Below are 18,402 nucleotides of genomic sequence, written 5' to 3' on the forward strand. Positions count from 1 at the left end.
TTCCCTAGAGGTTTAAGAAGCATTTTCAAAAACATCTTTATTTAATGACCTTACCCCAACACCATGACATCGTGGTGATTGGGGCAGGCATTGCTGGCTCCAGCATTGCCAGTGAGTTGCTTGAGCGCGGTCAAGCGGTCTGTATTATTGACTCAGCCCCTCACCCCGCATCAGCATGTTCTAGTCACGCTTACGCCATTGCTCACCCACATGTTGGTCGTGGCGCCCCCCGTTTATTGCGCCTAACTCGCATTGCCTTTCTGATAGCCGAAGCTCGATGGGGCAAGGTCTGGAATCAGCACGGCATCTTTCAGCCAAACAAAAAAGACAAAGTTTTTAATCGGGATGATGTTGCAGGTTACCTGCGTTCACTCGATCTTGATGAGGGGATGGCACAAGCACTTGATGCGAATGATGCTATGCGGGCTTGTGGAATTTCTCAAGATGGCATTTGGCTTCCACGGGGCGCATCATTAAATCTGTTTGAAGCAACTCAAGATGCGTTAGCCCCCCACCCAAAATTGACTTGCTGCTGGAATACTCCCGTAGCTCGCCTGGAGAAGGTAAATGCCGGTTGGCAATTAATCGACCCTCACGATAGACCCATCATGACTGCTGGCAAAGTCATTATTGCGGCAGCGCTTGAAACGAAAAATTTAGCCGCAAGTATTGACGTACGACTTCCCTTGAGGCCGGTGCGTGGACAGCTGAGTATTTTTTCTATTGATGAAAATAGTTCCTGGGCGCCAAAACTACCTCGCACCGCTATATCAGGTGATGGCTATTGTTTGCCAGCTAAGAAATTTTCCGATGGAAGCTACCAATGGATAGTGGGCTCTAGTTTTGACGAGGGAGAGTCTGATCTTCAGGATTGGGATACTAGTGATGACTTTAATCGTGAGCAGGCAAGAGGCTTGCTGAATTACGAACATGGCGACCTTAGCCAACTTCAAAAGTCAGGAAGTTTTGTGGGTGTTCGTTGCGTCGCTGGCGATCGTTTGCCGATTATTGGTGCGTTGACTCAACGCCCAGGGATATTTTTGGCAACAGCCCTGGGGTCGAGAGGCGCACTGTGGTCGGCTTTAGCCGCCAAGCTCATTACTGCTCAAGTGCTTGAGGATGACTTTGCTTTGCTGGCACGCTTGGGTTTTGCTGCAGACTTAGTTGCTGCACTAGCGCCCGCCCGCTTCTTTGCTGGCGCTTTGGCGGCAGCACCCGCTTTGGGTGCTTTTGCTTCAAACTCAAAACCAATTTTGCCGTCCGCACCTAAAGCAAGATAGGCCTTAAAGCCACGACCAGTACGGTTTGATTTGAAGTTGGTCAGCAAATCAGTTTTACCTTCGGCAAGCAATTTTTGAACTTGCTCTGCAGAAATTTCTTGTTGCAAAACAACCTTGCCCGTTTTGAAATCACATGATTTTTCTGGTCCAGTATTTCTTTCGCACAAATAGCGCATGCCATCTTCATATACGGCGCCAGAACATTTTGGACAAACGCCTAAAGCCTGGCGGCCAGTAAAGTCGATTGCCTCAGACTCATCTTCTTGAGTATTGCCAAAATCAAATTCAAGCTTGAAGCCTGCATTTGGATAATCCTTATCATCCTCAGGAATTTCGCTTAATTTGATAATCGCCGCAAATGGCCTACCCATTTTGCTGCGGAATCCCTGCAATGGCCCAATAGTTTTTTCACGCAGCAATTCTTCTACTTCTGGATATTCAAATGCCCGCCCGCCTGGAGTTTTGCTAATCGTAAAGCCGCACTTCTCACAAGCAAAGCGACGATAGTTTTCTTTAACCGCGCCTTTACAGTGTGGGCATGGTGTAGACATAGTGGCATAGTCGCCAGGAATCGTATCGCTGTCATATTCTTTTGCGCGCTTGACGATGCGTTGGGTCATCTGGGCAATTTCTTGCATGAAGGTGTCGCGATTCATCTCGCCACGCTCAATCAAAGAAAGTTTATTTTCCCAGCTGCCCGTGAGATCGGGGCGCGTTAATTCCTCAACATCTAGGCCGCGCAAGAGTGTCATTAATTGGAATGCTTTAGCTGTAGGAATGAGCTCGCGTGCTTCGCGCACCATATATTTTTCTGCTAGCAGGCCTTCAATAATGGCTGCGCGCGTTGCGGGTGTGCCCAAACCTTTTTCAGCCATCGCTTCACGCATCTCATCATCATCCACCCACTTACCGGCGCTTTCCATTGCTGATAACAAAGTTGCCTCGGTGTAGCGAGCTGGTGGTTTGGTTTTTAATGGGATCGCTGAGATAGATTCAGTTTGAACAGTTTCACCTTCTTGCACTGCTACCAACTCATCATCCGCTTGATTAGATCTGCCGTACACCGTTAGCCAACCTGGTGTGACCAGTACGCGACCTTCAGTTTTAAAGTGGTGCCCTGATGCTTCGGTGATCCGAGTGGTGACGCGGAATTCAGCTGCGGGATAAAACACTGCCAAGAAGCGACGCACAACTAAGTCATACAGCTTTTGCTCGGGCTCGCTCAGACTCTTTGGAGACTCTAAGGTGGGGATGATTGCAAAGTGATCAGATATTTTTGAGTTGTCAAAAATACGTTTGTTCGGTTTGATCCAACCATATCCAGCCTTAGCCTTTGGGTCCTTGGGATCGCCTTGCAAAATTTGTTTGGCGAAGGGGCGATATTCTTGTGAATGTTCAGCCAAGTTTTCCATGGTCTGCTTCACGGTTTCTAGATAGTCTTCAGGCAATGCTTTTGCATCTGTACGTGGATAAGTAAGTACCTTGTGACGCTCGTAAAGTGCCTGGGCTAAACCCAAAGTATTTTTAGCTGAGAAGCCAAAGCGTGCATTGGCTTCACGTTGCAAACTTGTTAAGTCAAATAGTTGCGGCGCCAGTTGAGTGGCTGGTTTTGCTTCTTCTTTAACGCTAGCCTTTTTATCGCGGCAGGCTGCAACAATACTTTGCGCTGCTGCTTCGCTCCACAAGCGATTTTCACGCGCATCAGGCGCAGCCGCATCTTTCTTAAACTTCGGATCAAACCAACGACCTTCATACACGCCAGCCGCAGCAATAAATTCTGCCTTCACCTCCCAATAATCTTTGGAGATAAATTTACGGATGAGCTCTTCGCGCTCCACCACAATTGATAGTGTGGGTGTTTGTACTCGACCAACTGTTGTTAGAAAAAATCCACCACTCTTGCTGTTGAATGCAGTCATGGCGCGAGTACCGTTGATTCCCACAAGCCAATCGGCCTCAGAGCGGCAACGCGCTGCATCTGCTAGTGGTTGCATATCGCTATCGCTACGTAGTGAGGCAAAGCCATCACGAATGGCTGCTGGCGTCATCGACTGTAACCAAAGTCGCTTGATTGCTTGGGGTGCTTTTGCGTGCTGAGCAATCAAACGAAAAATCAACTCACCTTCGCGTCCCGCGTCACATGCATTAATAAGTTCATTAATATCTTTACGCTTAATGAGCTTTTGCAACACCTTAAGTCGCGATTCAGTTTTAGCAATCGGGCGTAAATCAAAATAGGGTGGCACAACCGGAAGATTTGCAAATGACCACTTACCGCGTTTGACATCAAATTCTTCGGGGGCGGCGATTTCTAATAGATGGCCAACCGCGGAAGAAATAACAAAGTCATCACTCTCGAAATAGTCCTCATATTTAGTGAAGCCGCCCAAAGCTTTGGCAATGTCATTCGCAACGGAAGGTTTCTCCGCAATGATCAGTGCTTTAGGATGATCTACGGTTGAGGTCTTTGAGCTGCTTTTTTTGGTAGTTGCTTTAGTTGCCACGCGTTTTGCCTAAATTTGAGCTTGAAATCATGTTTTTAATGGGTAGAAACGGGCGACCAATTTAAACCAGATCCTGGGTAAACCCGCCGCACCCCTCTTTTTTATTATTAACCGATAAATTAACAAAAGTCCAAAACCCGCATTTTTTGTGAGCTACTAGGGGGTCTTATGAAGGGTCAATTTAGTCAAAATAGGCTTTTAAAGCCTTTTAAATGAGGTTTTTTGGTATTTTGGTAACTCCTCAAGAATATCTTCCGGGGATTGGACCAGTTTGGCACCTTGCTGCAGAAGTTGGTGGCAACCCTTGGAAAGGGGGTGGTGAATCGATCCGGGAATCGCAAAAATCTCCCGGCCAAGCTCGTTCCCCAGCCTGGCGGTAATCAGCGAACCAGAGCGCTCAGCTGCCTCAATTACAAGAATTCCTAGGGCTAGGGCCGCAATGATGCGGTTTCTGCGTGGAAAGTGCCAGGGTTTTGGACCCAACCCTGGGGCTAGCTCGGATACCAAGAGCCCGGCACCAGCAATCGCCTTAGCCAACCGAAGATGCTCTCTTGGATACACGATATCCAGCCCTGTTCCGCACACCGCTAAGGTTGGATAGCCTTGATTTGGTCCAAGAGCCCCTAGGTGGGCAGCGCCATCAATCCCTTTAGCTAGGCCAGAAACAATCAGATACCCCTCTGCAGATAGGGCCTGCGCAAAATAGTGGGCGTTTTTGATTCCTTCTGGGCTAGCGGCGCGCGACCCAACAATGGCAATCATGGGCAAATTTAGCAGGCTAATGTCCCCATATATATAGAGTGAATGAGGTGGGTCGCATAAATCTAGCAAGCGAGCTGGGTAGCCAGGGGAATTCCGGCATATTTGAATATTGTGAGGATTTTTTGGAATGTGCATAAAGCAATTTTCAGCATAGGGCGAGAGAGAACTATCAGGACAGCCTGATTACTCTGTTGGATAATTCCGATATGGCTTTATTAACTGTCCTTTGTTATCCAGATCCGCGCTTACACAAAGTTGCAAAACCCGTGGCGCAGGTAGACGCACGTATCAAAAAAATTGTGGCTGATATGGCCGAGACAATGTACGAAGCTCCCGGAGTTGGTTTGGCTGCAACTCAGGTGGATATTCATGAGCGAATTGTTGTGATTGACGTTTCAGACAATCAAGATGAATTAATGGTGTTCATCAACCCAGAATTAGTTTGGGCGAGCCCAGAAAAAAAATCGTGGCGTGAGGGTTGCCTCTCTGTACCCGAGTATTACGATGAAGTAGATCGTCCAGCAGTCGTGCGAGTGAAGGCGCTTGATATTAACGGTAAAGAATTTGAAGTTGAGGCAGATGGTTTGTTATCGGTCTGCTTGCAACATGAGATGGATCACTTGCAAGGCAAAGTATTTGTTGAGTATCTCTCGATGTTGAAGCGCAATCGCATTTCTCTCAAAATGAAAAAGCGCGCAAAAGAATTAGTAGGCGAGCGCTAAGCGCCCAATGAAAATAGTTTTTGCTGGCACCCCAGAGTTTGCTGCGCAAGCAATGCGTGCAATAGATGGCGCTGGCCATCAAATCGTTTTAGCGCTTACTCAGCCAGATCGTCGTGCAGGTCGCGGCATGCATCTGCAGGCTAGTCCTGTAAAAGTATTTGCACAAGAAAAAAACATTCCCGTATTACAACCAGAAACGCTGAAGCGGGGGCATGCAGATCCACAAAAGAAGATTGCCGCTCAACAGGCTTATCAATATTTATCTGATATTGATTTTGATGCGATGGTAGTTGTTGCTTATGGATTAATTCTTCCCCAAGATATTCTTGATATTGCCTCTCGCAATGGTAGATATGGCTGCTTTAATATTCATGCCTCCTTGCTGCCAAGATGGCGTGGTGCGGCACCGATACAGCGTGCTATCGAGAGTGGCGATGCCACTACAGGTGTGAGCATCATGCAGATGGATGCGGGCTTGGACACTGGTGATACCGTTTTGGTAGGTGATTTACAAATTACACCTCACGAAACCAGCACATCACTCCATGATCGTTTGGCAGTCTTGGGTGCGGAGCTCATGGTCAAGACGCTCAATGACTTGGATAAAGACCCTGGCATCACAAGAACTCCACAGCCTGGCATAGGCGTTACCTATGCAGAAAAAATATTGAAGAGCGAAGCGGAGATCGATTGGCATTTAAGTGCCACTGAAATTGATCGACGTATTCGAGCTTTTAATCCATTCCCTGGGTCCACCAGCAGCCTCCATGGTGAGCAACTCAAGTTTTGGAATTCTTGCTTGCCTAGCAAAGCGCCAAAAAGCCAAGACGCCAAGCCCGGACAGGTTTTAGGATTTGATGGAGATGGCGCATATGTTCAATGCGGCGATGGTGTGATTGAGATCTTAGAAATGCAAAAGCCTGGCGGTAAAAAGATTGCTGCTAGTCTCTGTATTTCAGGTGGCACTACTGCTCATTCCCCCATGAGGTTTGAAAAGCTCGCAAATAAGCAAGGATTTAAGAATGTTTAATTTGGCAAAGACAGCTATCTTGATGGCGGCAATCACCGCACTGTTTGTAGTGGTCGGTGGCATGCTAGGTGGTGAGCAAGGAATGCTCTTAGCTTTGTTGATGGCGGCTGGAATGAACTTTTTTAGCTATTGGTTTTCAGACACGATGGTGCTCAAAATGACCAATGCGCAACAAGTGGATGAGCGCTCCGCGCCACAGCTCTACGCTTTGGTTCAAGAGTTGGCGAATAAAGCTGGGCTGCCCATGCCCAAAGTATTTTTGATTGACGAGGATGCCCCTAATGCCTTTGCGACCGGTCGAAATCCTGAGCATGCCTCCGTTGCAGCAACCACTGGCATTCTCAGAATATTGTCTGGCCGAGAATTGCGGGGCGTTATGGCGCACGAGCTTGCCCATGTCAAGCATCGGGATATCTTAATTTCTACTTTAGCCGCAACCATGGCCGGTGCTATTTCAGCGTTAGCCAATCTTGCGATGTTTGTAGGTGGCCGAAATTCTGAGGGCCGACAAGGCAATCCGTTGGCATCATTACTGGTCATGATTTTGGCGCCCTTGGCAGCCAGCCTAATTCAGATGAGCATCTCCCGCGCACGTGAATACGAGGCAGATCGTGGTGGCGCAGAAATTAGCGCTGATCCCGAGGCGCTAGCGCAGGCCCTACAAAAAATTCACGCTTACTCCCAAGGTGTTCCGTTTCAAGCAATTGAACGACACCCTGAAACCGCGCAGATGATGATCATTAATCCTTTGATCGCTGGCGGACTCTCGCAACTTTTTTCTACTCATCCCCCGATGGAGGAGCGAGTAGCTCGTTTAAACAGTATGGCTAAAAACGGGGTTTACCCCGGAGCGGAATAATTTGACTGATCAAAAAACACCACGCAGTCTTCCGCTATCAGAGGCAATCACTATTTCTGCACAAGCCATTGGCGAGGTGATGTTGGGGCGATCACTCACAGAAGTATTGGATCAGCTCGAGCCCCATGAGCGCCCCATTGTGCAAAGCCTCACATTTGATGCTTTGCGTAAGTGGGTGAGGTCGCATGAGTTTATTCAGGAATTTATTCCAAAGCCACCACCACCAGAGGTGGAATATTTATTAAGCGTAGCGATGGCATTGTTTTTGCAGGGCGTAACCGAAGGCAAAGGATATGCGGCACATACGATCGTTGACCAAGCTGTCAAAGCCTGCAGTGAGTATGAGCCTACGATGTATGCCAAGGGTTTGGTAAATGCTGTACTTCGCAAGGTGAGCCTCGCAGTTCAGGCTGAGAATGAGAAGCCGTATCCACCAGATCCAATCCCAATGTTTTTCCCGCCCTGGTGGCGAGCCAGTTTGAAGCGAAACTATTCAAAGGCTTGGCAGGCAATGTTGATTCAGCAAGCTCAACGTGCGCCCTTAATTTTGCGAGTGAATGTTAAACAACATACGCGCCAGGAATATCAAGAACTATTGCATCAAGCGGGCATAGTTGCCGAGCCTATTAAGGATGTCGTTGGGATTAGACTGGATTCTGCTTTGCTCTTGCGTGAGCCGGTGCCAGTATCTGATTTGCCGGGCTTTTATAGTGGCGCAGTTTCTGTTCAAGATGCAGGCGCCCAAATTGCAGCCATATTGCTTGATCCAAAACCGGGTGAACGCATATTGGATGCTTGCGCAGCGCCTGGGGGCAAAACTGCCCATTTACTAGAGCTAGCGCAATGCGAGATGACTGCCTTAGAGCTAGATGGAGAGCGCCTTGGAAAAATTGGCGGCAATTTAGATCGTTTGCGCCTTCAGTCTGATGCTGTTCGAGTGGTCCGCGGTGATGCCTCAAAGGCGGCTTGGTGGGATGGCAAGCCATTTGACAAAATTTTATTAGATGCACCCTGCTCAGCATCTGGCATTGTTGCTAGACATCCAGACATTCCATTTCTGCGTCGTGAGGCAGATATTAAAGCCCTACAACTAAGACAGCGGGCTATATTGGAGCAGGCTTGGAAGATGCTCAAGATTGGCGGCACGCTTTTGTATGTGACTTGTTCCGTGTTTCCGGAGGAGGGCGAAGATCAGGCAACTTGGTTTGCGGTAGAGCATGCCGATGCGTTACGATTAAGCGCCCCCGGACAAATTTTGCCCGCCGAGCTAAATGATGGTTTTTATTACGCTTTGTTTAAGAAAAATGGTGCATGAGCCAAGGCATTAAACAATTCTTTCTTTGTGTGTTGATAGCGCTGAGTGTATTTTCAGTGGCAGCAAGCGCAGAGGGAATCAAACTTAAATCTGCCGACCTTGAGCGGGTGGATGGTGACTGGCTATTAAATGCCACATTCCAGATTGAATTAACCCCAGGCTTAGAAGATGCAGTTCAAAAAGGCGTGGTCTTATATTTTCAGACTGAGTTTGATGTAACCCGTTCACGCTGGTATTGGTTTGATGAAAAATCTGCCCTTGCGCAACGACTAACCCGATTATCTTATCAGCCGATGACGCAGCAATATCGTATTGCTTCCGAAGGTTTTACCTTTTCTGCCAAGACCATGTTTGAAGCTTTGCAGGCGGTTGGTAGTATTGGGGGTTGGCGAGTAATTGACGGCAGCCAAGTTGATCCAAGTAAGTCTTACACTGCGGCATTAAGAATGACTTTAGATTTAAGTAAGCTGCCAAAGCCATTTCAAGTAAATGCATTAAATAATCGCGACTGGAATGTCACCAGCGATTGGCTGCGCTTTCCATTCCTGCCAAATGGCCCCAACATCATTAAACGATGAAGATATCTTTAGACTTCATTGGATCCAATGCCTTTGAGAAGGATGCCTGGAAAAGACGAGCACTACCTACAGCCATGGCGGTGATCGGGGCTTTTGCCCTCTTGCTTTTGGTGCTGCTGTCAATCGCAACATCAAACACCGAGTTTTTTGATAACTATTTTATTTGGCTATATGCGGCCAATGTAATCGTTGGCATTTGTTTAACCTTGGTCATTCTGACTTTGGTTATTGTGATTGCTGTTCGTTGGCGCAAGGGCCGATTTGGTACGCGTCTAGTAGCAAAACTGGCTATGATTTTTGCCTTGGTTGGCGTTGTCCCGGGATTAATTTTGTATGGCGTATCCCTGCAGTTCGTGTCCCGTAGTATTGAAACTTGGTTTGACGTTCAAGTAGAGTCTGCATTGGATGCTGGGCTTGAGTTGGGGCGCGTTACTCTGCGCGTTGCACAAGAAGAGATATTGGCTGAGGGCAATTACATCGCCGAGCAAATTGTGCAGATCCCTTCTGGAGCAACTTCTGAACAAGTTGGCGCTATGGTGATGAAGGCTCGCAATCAATTTGGCATTCAAGAGGTTAGCCTATTTACTATTCAGCGTAATTTGATACTAACCAGTGAGTCGCGACCCAAGAAATATTTTCCGGCACCCGCCCCAGAGGTCATTGCGGAAGCATTTAAAAAGAAGGGCGCCACTTTTGTAGATCAAATTGAAATGGATGGCGGGCAGCGCGGGTATCGCATAAGGGCTATTGTCCCAATTGTGCGTAAAAAACATATCGCCAACAAATCAGATGCTGGTAAAGAAATAGAGGATAAATATTTTCTGCAATTAGTTCGCTTCATTCCTGGCCCTTTGGCTAAAAATATCGTTGCGGTTGAGTCTGCCTACAGCGACTATCAAGAAAAATCATTAGGCAGGACCGGTCTGCGAAAAATGTTTGTGGGTACGCTCACATTAACGCTATTTTTTGCACTATTTGTTGCGGTTACGCTGGCTTTAGTTCTGGGCCGTCAGTTAGCCAGACCTTTGTTAATGTTATTAAAAGGCACGCAGGCTGTTGCTCAGGGAGACCTGTCTCCTAAACCAGAGCTCGATACTGGCGATGAGTTGGGTATGCTCACGCGGCAATTTAATGTGATGACTCGCCAACTTGCCGACACCAGAACATCCTTGCAAGAATCCAAATCATTTCTAGAGACGGTATTAGGAAATTTAACTGCCGGTGTTTGCATCTTTGATAAGAGCTTTAATGTGGTGTCTAGCAATGCAGGCGCTGATCGTATCTTTGGACAAGACTTAACGCAAATGGATGGACGCCCTTTAAGTGATAGCCCAAGTCTTGTTGAGTTTGAGCAGGCCATTAAAGAAGGCTTTGCAACTATGAAGTTAGCGGTCGCCGCGGAGAGTGGTCAGCCGAAAATGGATGCCAATAAAACAGCGCCAGTATGGCAAAAACAAATTCAGCTCCACAGTACAAATGAGTTTGAGAATGAGCCTGGCGTCACTTTATTTATTCGCGGAACCGAATTAACCGCGGACTTACGTATGGTGGTCTTTGATGATATTACTGATGTAGTGAGTGCTCAGCGCTCCATTGCTTGGAGTGAAGTGGCAAGGCGCCTTGCGCACGAGATCAAGAACCCGCTGACCCCTATACAACTCTCAGCGGAGAGATTGCAGCATAAATTGGCTGGTAAATTGAGCCCCGAGCAGGAAGAGATGATGAATCGCAGTACGGAAACCATCATTGGGCAAGTTCAAGCCATGAAAGAAATGGTGAATGACTTTAGGGATTTCGCGAAGACACCAAGCCCCCAACTGAAATCACTCTCTATTAATACTTTGACCAAAGAGATCTTAGGCCTTTATGAGGGAAGCCCGTTAAGAACCCAGCTTGATTCGCAGTGCCCAAATATTATGGGTGACCCCACTCAACTGAGACAGATTATTCATAATCTTTTGCAAAATGCACAAGATGCTACTCTTGAGGGCAAGCATCAGGCTGAACCAGTTGAAGTAAAAACAGAATTGGTGTCTTACGGAGAGCTTAGTGGTGTGCCACAAAATGCGGTGCGATTAACAATAAGTGATAGCGGTTCAGGTTTTCCAGCTAAGATATTGGCAAGAGCATTTGAGCCGTATGTAACAACAAAGAGTAAGGGCACCGGATTGGGTCTAGCGGTGGTGAAGAAAATCGTTGATGATCATGGTGCCAAGATCGAAGTCCGGAATCGTATGCGGGGAGATGAAGTGATCGGTGCACAAGTATCAATTTTGTTTATGAATCTGGCAAAAGAGGCAGCATAAGAATGGCAAGTATTTTGGTGGTCGACGATGAGATGGGAATCCGAGAGCTTCTCAATGAGATTCTGACGGATGAAGGCCACACCGTTTATGCGGCAGAGAGTGCCATGCAGGCTCGCACAATCCGCGAGCAAATGCGCCCAGACCTTGTTTTGCTGGATATCTGGATGCCAGATGTTGATGGCATTACCCTGTTAAAAGAGTGGTCCAAGACTGGACAGCTCACAATGCCGGTAGTCATGATGTCTGGACATGCCACGATCGATACTGCGGTTGAAGCTACACGTATTGGCGCGCTGAACTTTTTAGAAAAGCCGATTGCGCTTCAAAAGCTACTAAAGACAGTTAATAAAGCGCTGGAGAGTTCCCCTAAGTATGTGGAGCCAGTTGAAGAGAGGGCTGCGTCAGCATCTACGTCAAGCCCAAGCCCTAAGGCGGTGGTCAGCGAACAGGCGCCCCAAGCCCAAGATGGCGAATATATTAGCGGGATAGCCAAAACCTATTTTGATTTGCCGCTCCGAGAGGCTAGGGACTTATTCGAAAAAACCTACTTTGAGCACCAAATGATCATTATGGGCGGCAGTATGACCAAGATTTCCGAATACACAGGTCTCGAGCGTACTCACCTTTATCGCAAGTTAAAGGCCTTGGGAATCGATACGTCACGCAATAAGGCCGAGCAGTAAAACACCTGTCATCAGTCTTTGTGGCAATTGATGCGGCACACAGCATTGCCGATGCGACGGATAATGGTGCCCATATCATTTCGGAATTACTCCCATGGAAATAAAGGTTAACTTTCTCGATAAGTTGCGTCTTGAGGCCAAGTTCGACGACTTCACGGTGATTGCTGATCAGCCCATTCGATATAAAGGCAATGGTTCAGCCCCTGGACCTTTTGATTACTTCCTAGCCTCATCAGCCTTGTGCGCAGCCTATTTTGTGAAGTTGTATTGCGATACACGCAATATTTCAACTGAGAACATTCGGCTTTCACAAAATAATATTGTTGATCCAGAGAACCGCTACCAGCAAATTTTCAAAATCCAAGTTGAGCTGCCGGAAGATATCTCCGCGAACGATCGTCAGGGGATATTGCGCTCGATTGAGCGCTGTACAGTAAAAAAAGTTGTTCAAGCGGGACCCGAGTTTGTGATCGAAGAAGTCAAAAACTTAGATGCTGATGCGCAGACTTTGTTGACGCTAAAGCCGGCCTCTGATGCAAGCACCTATATCGTGGGGAAGGATTTACCTCTGGAGCAAACGATTGCCAATATGTCTAGCGTGTTAGCAAACTTAGGAATCAAGATTGAAATCGCCTCATGGCGCAACCTGATTCCTAATGTGTGGTCTTTGCATATTCGTGATGCGCACTCGCCAATGTGCTTTACAAATGGCAAAGGCTCTACCAAGGAAAGTGCTCTGGCCTCAGCGCTTGGTGAGTATATTGAGCGACTCAGCAACAATCACTTTTACGCCGGGGCATTCTGGGGTGAAGATATTGCTAATGGTGCATTTGTTCATTATCCGAATGAACGCTGGTTTAAGCCGGGGCCAAAAGATTCGCTCCCCCCAGAAATTCTTGATGAGTATTGCCTCAAGATTTTTAATGCTGATGGTGAACTAGGTGGCTCACATTTAATTGATACTAATTCCGGTAATGTCGAGCGCGGGATTTGTTCTTTGCCATATATTCGTCAGTCCGATGGCGAGACAGTTTATTTTCCATCGAACCTCATTGAAAATCTCTATGTCAGTAATGGCATGAGTGCTGGCAACACCTTAGCTGAGGCTCAGGTGCAGTGCTTGTCAGAGATTTTCGAGCGGGCAGTGAAGCGAGAAATTATTGAAGGTGAAATTGCTTTACCTGATGTGCCACAAGAAGTTCTCGCTAAATATCCCGGCATTCTGGAAGGCATTCAGAGTCTTGAGGATCAAGGTTTTCCAGTATTAGTCAAGGACGCATCATTAGGCGGCGTCTACCCAGTCATGTGCGTTACTCTGATGAACCCAAGAACAGGCGGAGTATTTGCATCCTTTGGCGCCCATCCAAGCTTGGAGGTGGCGCTTGAGCGGAGTTTGACTGAATTGCTTCAAGGCCGCAGCCTAGAGGGCTTGAATGATTTACCCCCGCCCACTTTCGCAAGTGAGGCAGTGACTGAGCCAAATAATTTTGTTGAACACTTTATTGATTCAAGTGGAATTGTGTCGTGGCGATTCTTCAGTGCAAAATCAGATTACGATTTTGTTGAGTGGGATTTTTCTGGCAAGGGCGAAAACTCAAATGCTCAAGAGGCTGCCACCCTATTTGGCATTCTTGAATCTTTGGGTAAGGAGTCATACGTTGCGGTATATGACCAGTTGGGTGCAATCGCATGTCGAATCTTAGTGCCAGGGTATTCCGAGGTTTATCCAATAGAAGATTTGATTTGGGATAACACCAATAAGGCGCTGTTGTTCCGCACCGATATTTTGAATTTATCAAATTTGAATAATGCCGGATTGAATGCACTACTTGAGCGCTTAGAAAATAATGAGCTTGATGAGTACGGCGATATTGCTACATTGATTGGCATTGAATTCGATGAAAATACGCCTTGGGGTCAGCTAACAGTTCTCGAACTAAAGCTATTGATCCATCTTGCCTTAAAGCAATTTGAAGAGGCTCATGAGCTTGTCGGCGCCTTCCTTCAATACAACGACAATACAGTAGAACGCAAATTGTTTTATCAGGCTTTAAGTGCGGCACTCGAGATTGTCCTAAACGATGATCTCAATCTTGAGGACTACGAAGTCAATTTGCGTAGAATGTTTGGCGCCGAAAGAATGGATGCTGTCATGGGCTCAGTCGACGGAAGTGTTCGTTTCTATGGATTGACTCCAACCAGCATGAAGTTAGGGGGCCTCGATAGGCATCATCGTCTAATAGATAGCTATAAGAAACTGCATGCTGCCAGAGCAAAGGCTGTAGCTAGCGGTAGTTAGGGCTACGGTAAGAGCATTTGGCAGCAATTTTCAGTGTTTACCCAAGACTTATCGGCGATAGACCCGTTTTTCGGGCTGGAATAGAGTTTCATTTATAATTCCAACTCTTGGCCTGGTAGCTCAGTCGGTAGAGCAGAGGATTGAAAAGCTAGGATAGAGGACTAAAACAGTTCTGCACATTGGGTCTTAGCTGGTTGTGACCTACCGCCCTACAAGCACCGAATCTATTGGCTCACAGCGGTTTCGAATATTTCCCAAATGGCATCGACAGCGTCTAGTTGGAGAAATATTTTTTCACATATAGAGCCGCAAAGTTTAGCCATAGAACTCTGAATCTTTTGATTAAGCAATAAGAATTTAAATAGATTCAAGCAAGGGATTGTTGTCTAATAAAAGAGTAAGAGCCAAGTGTTAATTTTTTAATCTCTCTTTGGGCGCACTAATGTCTAGAAATCCCTCTCTAATTTCTCATCTTCGAAATTCTTTGGCTCAAGAGCTTCACTCATGGATGAATTTAATTAGAACTGATTGGCACTGGTTATTGCTGCTATGCGTTGGCATAACCGCTTTAATTATTCTCAGCCGCCCTTTGCCGCCAAAGGATGTTTATTTCGCTGTTGGACAAGAAGGCTCAACATTTGAAATGCTTGGAAAAAAGTTTATTCCCTATTTTGAGGCTGAGGGTGTTCACCTTCACTTGGTTAATACCCAGGGCTCCGCAAAAAGTCTTGTCGATCTTGCGGATAAGGGAAACGCTGTTAATGCGGCACTCATGATTGGCGGTGTAGCCGATAGCGGGGCCTATCCAGGATTGAGATCGCTTGGAAGCGTTGAATATGCTCCACTTTGGCTGTTTTATAGGGGGCCAGAATTTCATGGACCAAAGCCATTTGCGTATTTTTCAACCAAACAAGTCTCGGTTGGCCCGAGTGGAAGTGCGGCCGAGATTATCTTGCGAAGGATATTGGCTTTAAGCGGAATTTCCATCGAGGGTCGACCTAATGTGCTCAAAATACCGAACAAAGATGCTATTTCAAGATTGCTGAGTAATGAGATTGATGGAGTGTTCATTATGGATGGATTTAATAGCCCTAATATTCAGGAGCTATTACAACATCCTGACATCCATGTTCTCAATTTTAGTTATGCACCTGCCTATGTAAAAAAATTACCCTACATGAGTGTGGTGACTATTCCTAAGGGCTCTTTAGATCTAAACAAAGCCTACCCCGCTGAAGATATACAGATGTTAGCTTCAACAGTCACCCTCTTAATTCAGAAGGATATGCATCCTGCGGTACAGAGCATTTTCCTTTTAGCCGCGGAAAAAATTTCTAATGAACTAGACCAATTCTTTGCAAAGCCAGAATTTTTTCCAGCTTATGTAGATCATGCAGTTGCAATTAGTCCGATTGCTAAAAGATTTTATGAGGGCGGCAGGATGCCGATGTTGGAGCGACTACCAGTTTGGCTTTCAAGTTACATCGATCGCATGTGGCTTATATTACTAGGGCTATTAGCAGTAATTTATCCAATTTTTAGGTTGTTACCTAGCTATAGAAGCAAGCACTCGCTAATGATTATTGAGGATGGCTATGATGAGATTCAAGAAATTGATCAATTATCTGCGAATACAAATAATCCAGATCTCCTTAGGAAGTTATTGATTAGGTTGGAGCAACTCGATAAAGACACCCGGGATGGGTGGGTATCCTCAGAGGAGAAGAATCGCCTATACACAATGAAGGGTGCACTTAATTTAGTGCGTAACCAAGTCTTATCAAAATTAGAGAAGAATGCTTCTAGCATTAATGAGAACTAATTCTTTGGGTCTTTAGGTGCCATATCCAATAAAACCTCGATAGATAGAGGATGGTTGATTATCCGTTCCATTTAGAACAAAAAAGTTAAGCGTCTGGTTAATAGACGCTTGCTATGTAAAATTATTGCTGATGAGAGATGGCTAGCTTTAATAAACTTGCCGCTCTATTCACTCCGAGCTTATCCATGACATTGGCTCGATGTGCTTCAACTGTTTTGAGTGAAATATTTAAAGTCTCACCAACCTCTCTATTGGTGCACCCTGCAACAATGCACTCTAAAACTTCTCGTTCGCGTTTCGTTAGAGTTTTTAGTTTGGACTGCGCTGCTTGCACTTCTAAATTTTGCTTTTGCTCTAGATAAGCTTTTGACAACATATTCTCTACTAGACTACAAAGTTGATTTTCTTTAAACGGCTTTTCTAAAAAATCTACTGCGCCTTGTTTAATTGCTTGAACAGCTAATTTCACTTCCCCATATCCAGTAACTATCGCAACAGGAAACAGGTGACCATCCTCACGAAGCCTATTTTGAAGTTCAATCCCCGACATGCCTGGCAGTCTCATGTCCAATAAGGCGCAAGCCACTGTTGCAGAATCGGTGCTGGCAAGTGCTTGTAAAAAACGCTCGGCATTTTCATGACAGCTCACCATAAACCCATTTGATTCAAGTAACCAGGATAGCGAATCCCGCGTTGCCCCATCATCATCTACTATATAAACCACGCCAGATTTAACGGGTAATTGATTGGTATTTCTGAGCATGTTGCCTATCTAGGGTTCTAACAGTCATTTCATCATATGCAATTTATTAGCTGTGGATATTAGGTAATCACCCTAAATATGTTGCGTCGCAGCAAATAGGCCTTGTTTTGTCGCCAAAGTGCTCTTAAAATGGTGCATCGCAGCAAAATACAGCTATCTAACCAATAAAGGAAATGCCATGTTTCAGAATCAATTAAATGACCAGATTGCCCAAGCTCAAGCTAAGGCTCTAGAAAACGCTAAACATTTGGCTGAAGTGGCCGCCAAGAGCGCACAAGAATTGGCAGAAATTAATCAAGCTGCCGCTAAAGACGCAATGGTTGTAGCCCAAGAAGCTAGCGCCCAATTGTCCGCCATTAAAGATCCACAACAGTTCGCTAACTTAGGCCAGCAAGAAGCCGCTCAAGAAGTGGCTAAGTATGCTGCTGCTTATCAAGCCAAAGTAAGCAATGTTCTTCGCAACGCCAATAAAGAAGTAGCACAAGTGGTTGAGTCATCCATTGATGATGCTCGTGATGATTTGGTGAAGTTTATTAAAGAGGCAACTAAAACTGCTCCCGCTGGTTCAGAGGCTTTTGTTTCTGCATTCAAAACAGCCTTTGAAACTTCACTTCAACAGTTTGATCAGGCTCGAGCATCTGCAGCAGATGCAGTCGCTAGCTTTGAAAAAACAGTTGAGTCAGCATTAAGCCAGGCTCAAGGTCAGTTTGGTGAGGCGGTTAAAGCTGCTCCAAAGAAGACTCGTGCCAAGTAATTAAGCATATAAAGTAAGCGTTCACTCATGTCCAAAGATCCTATTAATATGAAAGTATTGGTAGGCTCTTTAGATGAGCAAGTATTACAGGCTCAAGTAAGCATTTTCTTACAGGGCAAGCTTGTCATTAGCAAGTGGTTGCAAACCGCCAATGATGAGGGTGTATTCGAAGAGGCAATTGACTGGTTATTGGGTAATGATGCAGATCGTTACTTTAATGACAATCGACAAAATCTAGCCGTACAGATGATTCGTGATGTTACTCAAAGTTTTGAAATCAGAGATGAGCATGTAGAAGATTCATATGAAGCAGCTCGTATTTGGTTTGGCGTGAGATGAAGGCATATCCTGCTAATTAACGCAGTCATTACAATGAGGCACTCAAATTAATAGAAGTTCGTCAATGAAGCCAGAAGCATTTTTAGAAAAATTAGCAAAACAAGACTTTCCAGCTCCCGTTTTAGTCGAGCGAGAGGTCGGCGGATTCTTAGACTTACATGCTCATCCTTATGAAGTTCATGCATTGGTGATTGAGGGGCAGATTGACATCACCATTGGTGGCATCAAAAGCTCCTACTTGGCGGGAGACGCCTTTCATTTGCTGCCCAATCAAATTCATTCAGAAAACTATGGTGCTAAAGGTGTGAAGTATCTTGCCAGTAGAAAAGGCGGAGCCTTGCAAGAAGCAATTAATTTAGATGGACAGATTGTTCAGGATTAAAGGC

Annotated in this window: 15 protein-coding genes and 1 pseudogene; 13 read left to right on the top strand and 3 right to left on the bottom strand. The window is 45.9% G+C overall.

Features of this window, described 5'->3' with window-relative positions:
- Nucleotides 1-44: 44 nt before the first annotated feature.
- Nucleotides 45-1,136: pseudogene (gene mnmC / locus ICN11_RS10720) on the top strand (FAD-dependent 5-carboxymethylaminomethyl-2-thiouridine(34) oxidoreductase MnmC); the annotation flags it as partial.
- Here mnmC and ICN11_RS06310 read toward each other — a convergent pair.
- Nucleotides 1,106-3,784 carry a DNA topoisomerase III gene (locus ICN11_RS06310; RefSeq protein WP_216229616.1) on the bottom strand — a complete coding sequence of 893 codons (2,679 nt, stop codon included), beginning with the start codon at nt 3,782-3,784 and terminating at the stop codon, nt 1,106-1,108. The pseudogene mnmC and the gene ICN11_RS06310 sit on opposite strands and share 31 nt — an antisense overlap.
- A gap of 198 nt (nt 3,785-3,982) precedes the next feature.
- Complete coding sequence (dprA, locus tag ICN11_RS06315; protein WP_216229617.1) at nt 3,983-4,681, bottom strand: DNA-processing protein DprA; 699 nt, start codon at nt 4,679-4,681, stop codon at nt 3,983-3,985.
- 71 nt (nt 4,682-4,752) lie between these two features.
- Between dprA and def the strand changes: the two genes are divergently transcribed.
- From def to ICN11_RS06360, 9 genes are all read left to right on the top strand, one after another.
- The gene (gene def / locus ICN11_RS06320; RefSeq protein ID WP_197712879.1) at nt 4,753-5,268 is read left to right on the top strand and encodes a peptide deformylase; all 516 of its coding nucleotides are present in this window, start codon (nt 4,753-4,755) and stop codon (nt 5,266-5,268) included.
- A gap of 7 nt (nt 5,269-5,275) precedes the next feature.
- The gene (gene fmt / locus ICN11_RS06325) at nt 5,276-6,298 is read left to right on the top strand and encodes a methionyl-tRNA formyltransferase (protein WP_216229618.1); all 1,023 of its coding nucleotides are present in this window, start codon (nt 5,276-5,278) and stop codon (nt 6,296-6,298) included.
- Nucleotides 6,291-7,157, top strand: a complete 867-nt coding sequence (gene htpX / locus ICN11_RS06330) for a zinc metalloprotease HtpX (RefSeq protein WP_216229619.1) — start codon at nt 6,291-6,293, stop codon at nt 7,155-7,157. Before fmt ends, htpX begins: the two co-directional genes overlap by 8 nt.
- Nucleotide 7,158: 1 nt before the next feature.
- Nucleotides 7,159-8,472 carry a 16S rRNA (cytosine(967)-C(5))-methyltransferase RsmB gene (gene rsmB / locus ICN11_RS06335; protein WP_216229620.1) on the top strand — a complete coding sequence of 438 codons (1,314 nt, stop codon included), beginning with the start codon at nt 7,159-7,161 and terminating at the stop codon, nt 8,470-8,472.
- Entirely contained in the window at nt 8,469-9,050 is a 582-nt protein-coding gene (locus ICN11_RS06340) for a DUF4390 domain-containing protein (protein ID WP_216229621.1), read from the top strand. The genes rsmB and ICN11_RS06340 overlap by 4 nt, the downstream gene beginning before the upstream one ends.
- Nucleotides 9,047-11,356: an ATP-binding protein gene (locus tag ICN11_RS06345; RefSeq protein ID WP_216229622.1), complete on the top strand. Its 2,310-nt coding sequence runs from the start codon at nt 9,047-9,049 to the stop codon at nt 11,354-11,356. Before ICN11_RS06340 ends, ICN11_RS06345 begins: the two co-directional genes overlap by 4 nt.
- A 2-nt stretch (nt 11,357-11,358) precedes the next feature.
- Complete coding sequence (locus ICN11_RS06350) at nt 11,359-12,039, top strand: response regulator (protein WP_216229623.1); 681 nt, start codon at nt 11,359-11,361, stop codon at nt 12,037-12,039.
- A 94-nt stretch (nt 12,040-12,133) separates the two neighbouring features.
- Nucleotides 12,134-14,338 (top strand): OsmC domain/YcaO domain-containing protein, encoded by a 2,205-nt coding sequence (locus ICN11_RS06355; protein ID WP_216229624.1) that lies wholly within the window; start codon nt 12,134-12,136, stop codon nt 14,336-14,338.
- Between the two features lie 442 nt (nt 14,339-14,780).
- A complete protein-coding gene (locus tag ICN11_RS06360; protein ID WP_216229625.1) occupies nt 14,781-16,160 on the top strand; it encodes a TAXI family TRAP transporter solute-binding subunit in 1,380 nt (459 codons plus the stop codon).
- A gap of 121 nt (nt 16,161-16,281) precedes the next feature.
- Here the strand turns inward: ICN11_RS06360 and ICN11_RS06365 are convergent, their stop codons facing one another.
- Nucleotides 16,282-16,923 (bottom strand): response regulator transcription factor, encoded by a 642-nt coding sequence (locus tag ICN11_RS06365; RefSeq protein WP_216229626.1) that lies wholly within the window; start codon nt 16,921-16,923, stop codon nt 16,282-16,284.
- A gap of 178 nt (nt 16,924-17,101) precedes the next feature.
- On the opposite strand from ICN11_RS06365, the gene ICN11_RS06370 reads away from it, so the two are divergent.
- From ICN11_RS06370 to ICN11_RS06380, 3 genes are all read left to right on the top strand, one after another.
- Nucleotides 17,102-17,677, top strand: coding sequence for a phasin family protein (locus ICN11_RS06370; RefSeq protein ID WP_216229627.1), 576 nt, complete (start codon nt 17,102-17,104; stop codon nt 17,675-17,677).
- Between the two features lie 27 nt (nt 17,678-17,704).
- Entirely contained in the window at nt 17,705-18,016 is a 312-nt protein-coding gene (locus ICN11_RS06375) for a hypothetical protein (RefSeq protein WP_216229628.1), read from the top strand.
- A 64-nt stretch (nt 18,017-18,080) separates the two neighbouring features.
- A complete protein-coding gene (locus ICN11_RS06380) occupies nt 18,081-18,398 on the top strand; it encodes a cupin domain-containing protein (RefSeq protein ID WP_216229629.1) in 318 nt (105 codons plus the stop codon).
- Nucleotides 18,399-18,402: the final 4 nt, after the last annotated feature.

This window comes from Polynucleobacter sp. 78F-HAINBA (genome assembly GCF_018882325.1).
Taxonomy (GTDB): Bacteria; Pseudomonadota; Gammaproteobacteria; order Burkholderiales; family Burkholderiaceae; genus Polynucleobacter.

Bases quoted from the DNA above. Each gene is read 5' to 3' on its own strand.
- dprA (WP_216229617.1), bottom strand. From the start codon at position 4,681: ATGCACATTCCAAAAAATCCTCACAATATTCAAATATGCCGGAATTCC.
- def (WP_197712879.1), top strand. From the start codon at position 4,753: ATGGCTTTATTAACTGTCCTTTGTTATCCAGATCCGCGCTTACACAAA.
- fmt (WP_216229618.1), top strand. From the start codon at position 5,276: ATGAAAATAGTTTTTGCTGGCACCCCAGAGTTTGCTGCGCAAGCAATG.
- htpX (WP_216229619.1), top strand. From the start codon at position 6,291: ATGTTTAATTTGGCAAAGACAGCTATCTTGATGGCGGCAATCACCGCA.
- ICN11_RS06340 (WP_216229621.1), top strand. From the start codon at position 8,469: ATGAGCCAAGGCATTAAACAATTCTTTCTTTGTGTGTTGATAGCGCTG.
- ICN11_RS06345 (WP_216229622.1), top strand. From the start codon at position 9,047: ATGAAGATATCTTTAGACTTCATTGGATCCAATGCCTTTGAGAAGGAT.
- ICN11_RS06350 (WP_216229623.1), top strand. From the start codon at position 11,359: ATGGCAAGTATTTTGGTGGTCGACGATGAGATGGGAATCCGAGAGCTT.
- ICN11_RS06355 (WP_216229624.1), top strand. From the start codon at position 12,134: ATGGAAATAAAGGTTAACTTTCTCGATAAGTTGCGTCTTGAGGCCAAG.
- ICN11_RS06360 (WP_216229625.1), top strand. From the start codon at position 14,781: ATGTCTAGAAATCCCTCTCTAATTTCTCATCTTCGAAATTCTTTGGCT.
- ICN11_RS06365 (WP_216229626.1), bottom strand. From the start codon at position 16,923: ATGCTCAGAAATACCAATCAATTACCCGTTAAATCTGGCGTGGTTTAT.
- ICN11_RS06370 (WP_216229627.1), top strand. From the start codon at position 17,102: ATGTTTCAGAATCAATTAAATGACCAGATTGCCCAAGCTCAAGCTAAG.
- ICN11_RS06375 (WP_216229628.1), top strand. From the start codon at position 17,705: ATGTCCAAAGATCCTATTAATATGAAAGTATTGGTAGGCTCTTTAGAT.
- ICN11_RS06380 (WP_216229629.1), top strand. From the start codon at position 18,081: ATGAAGCCAGAAGCATTTTTAGAAAAATTAGCAAAACAAGACTTTCCA.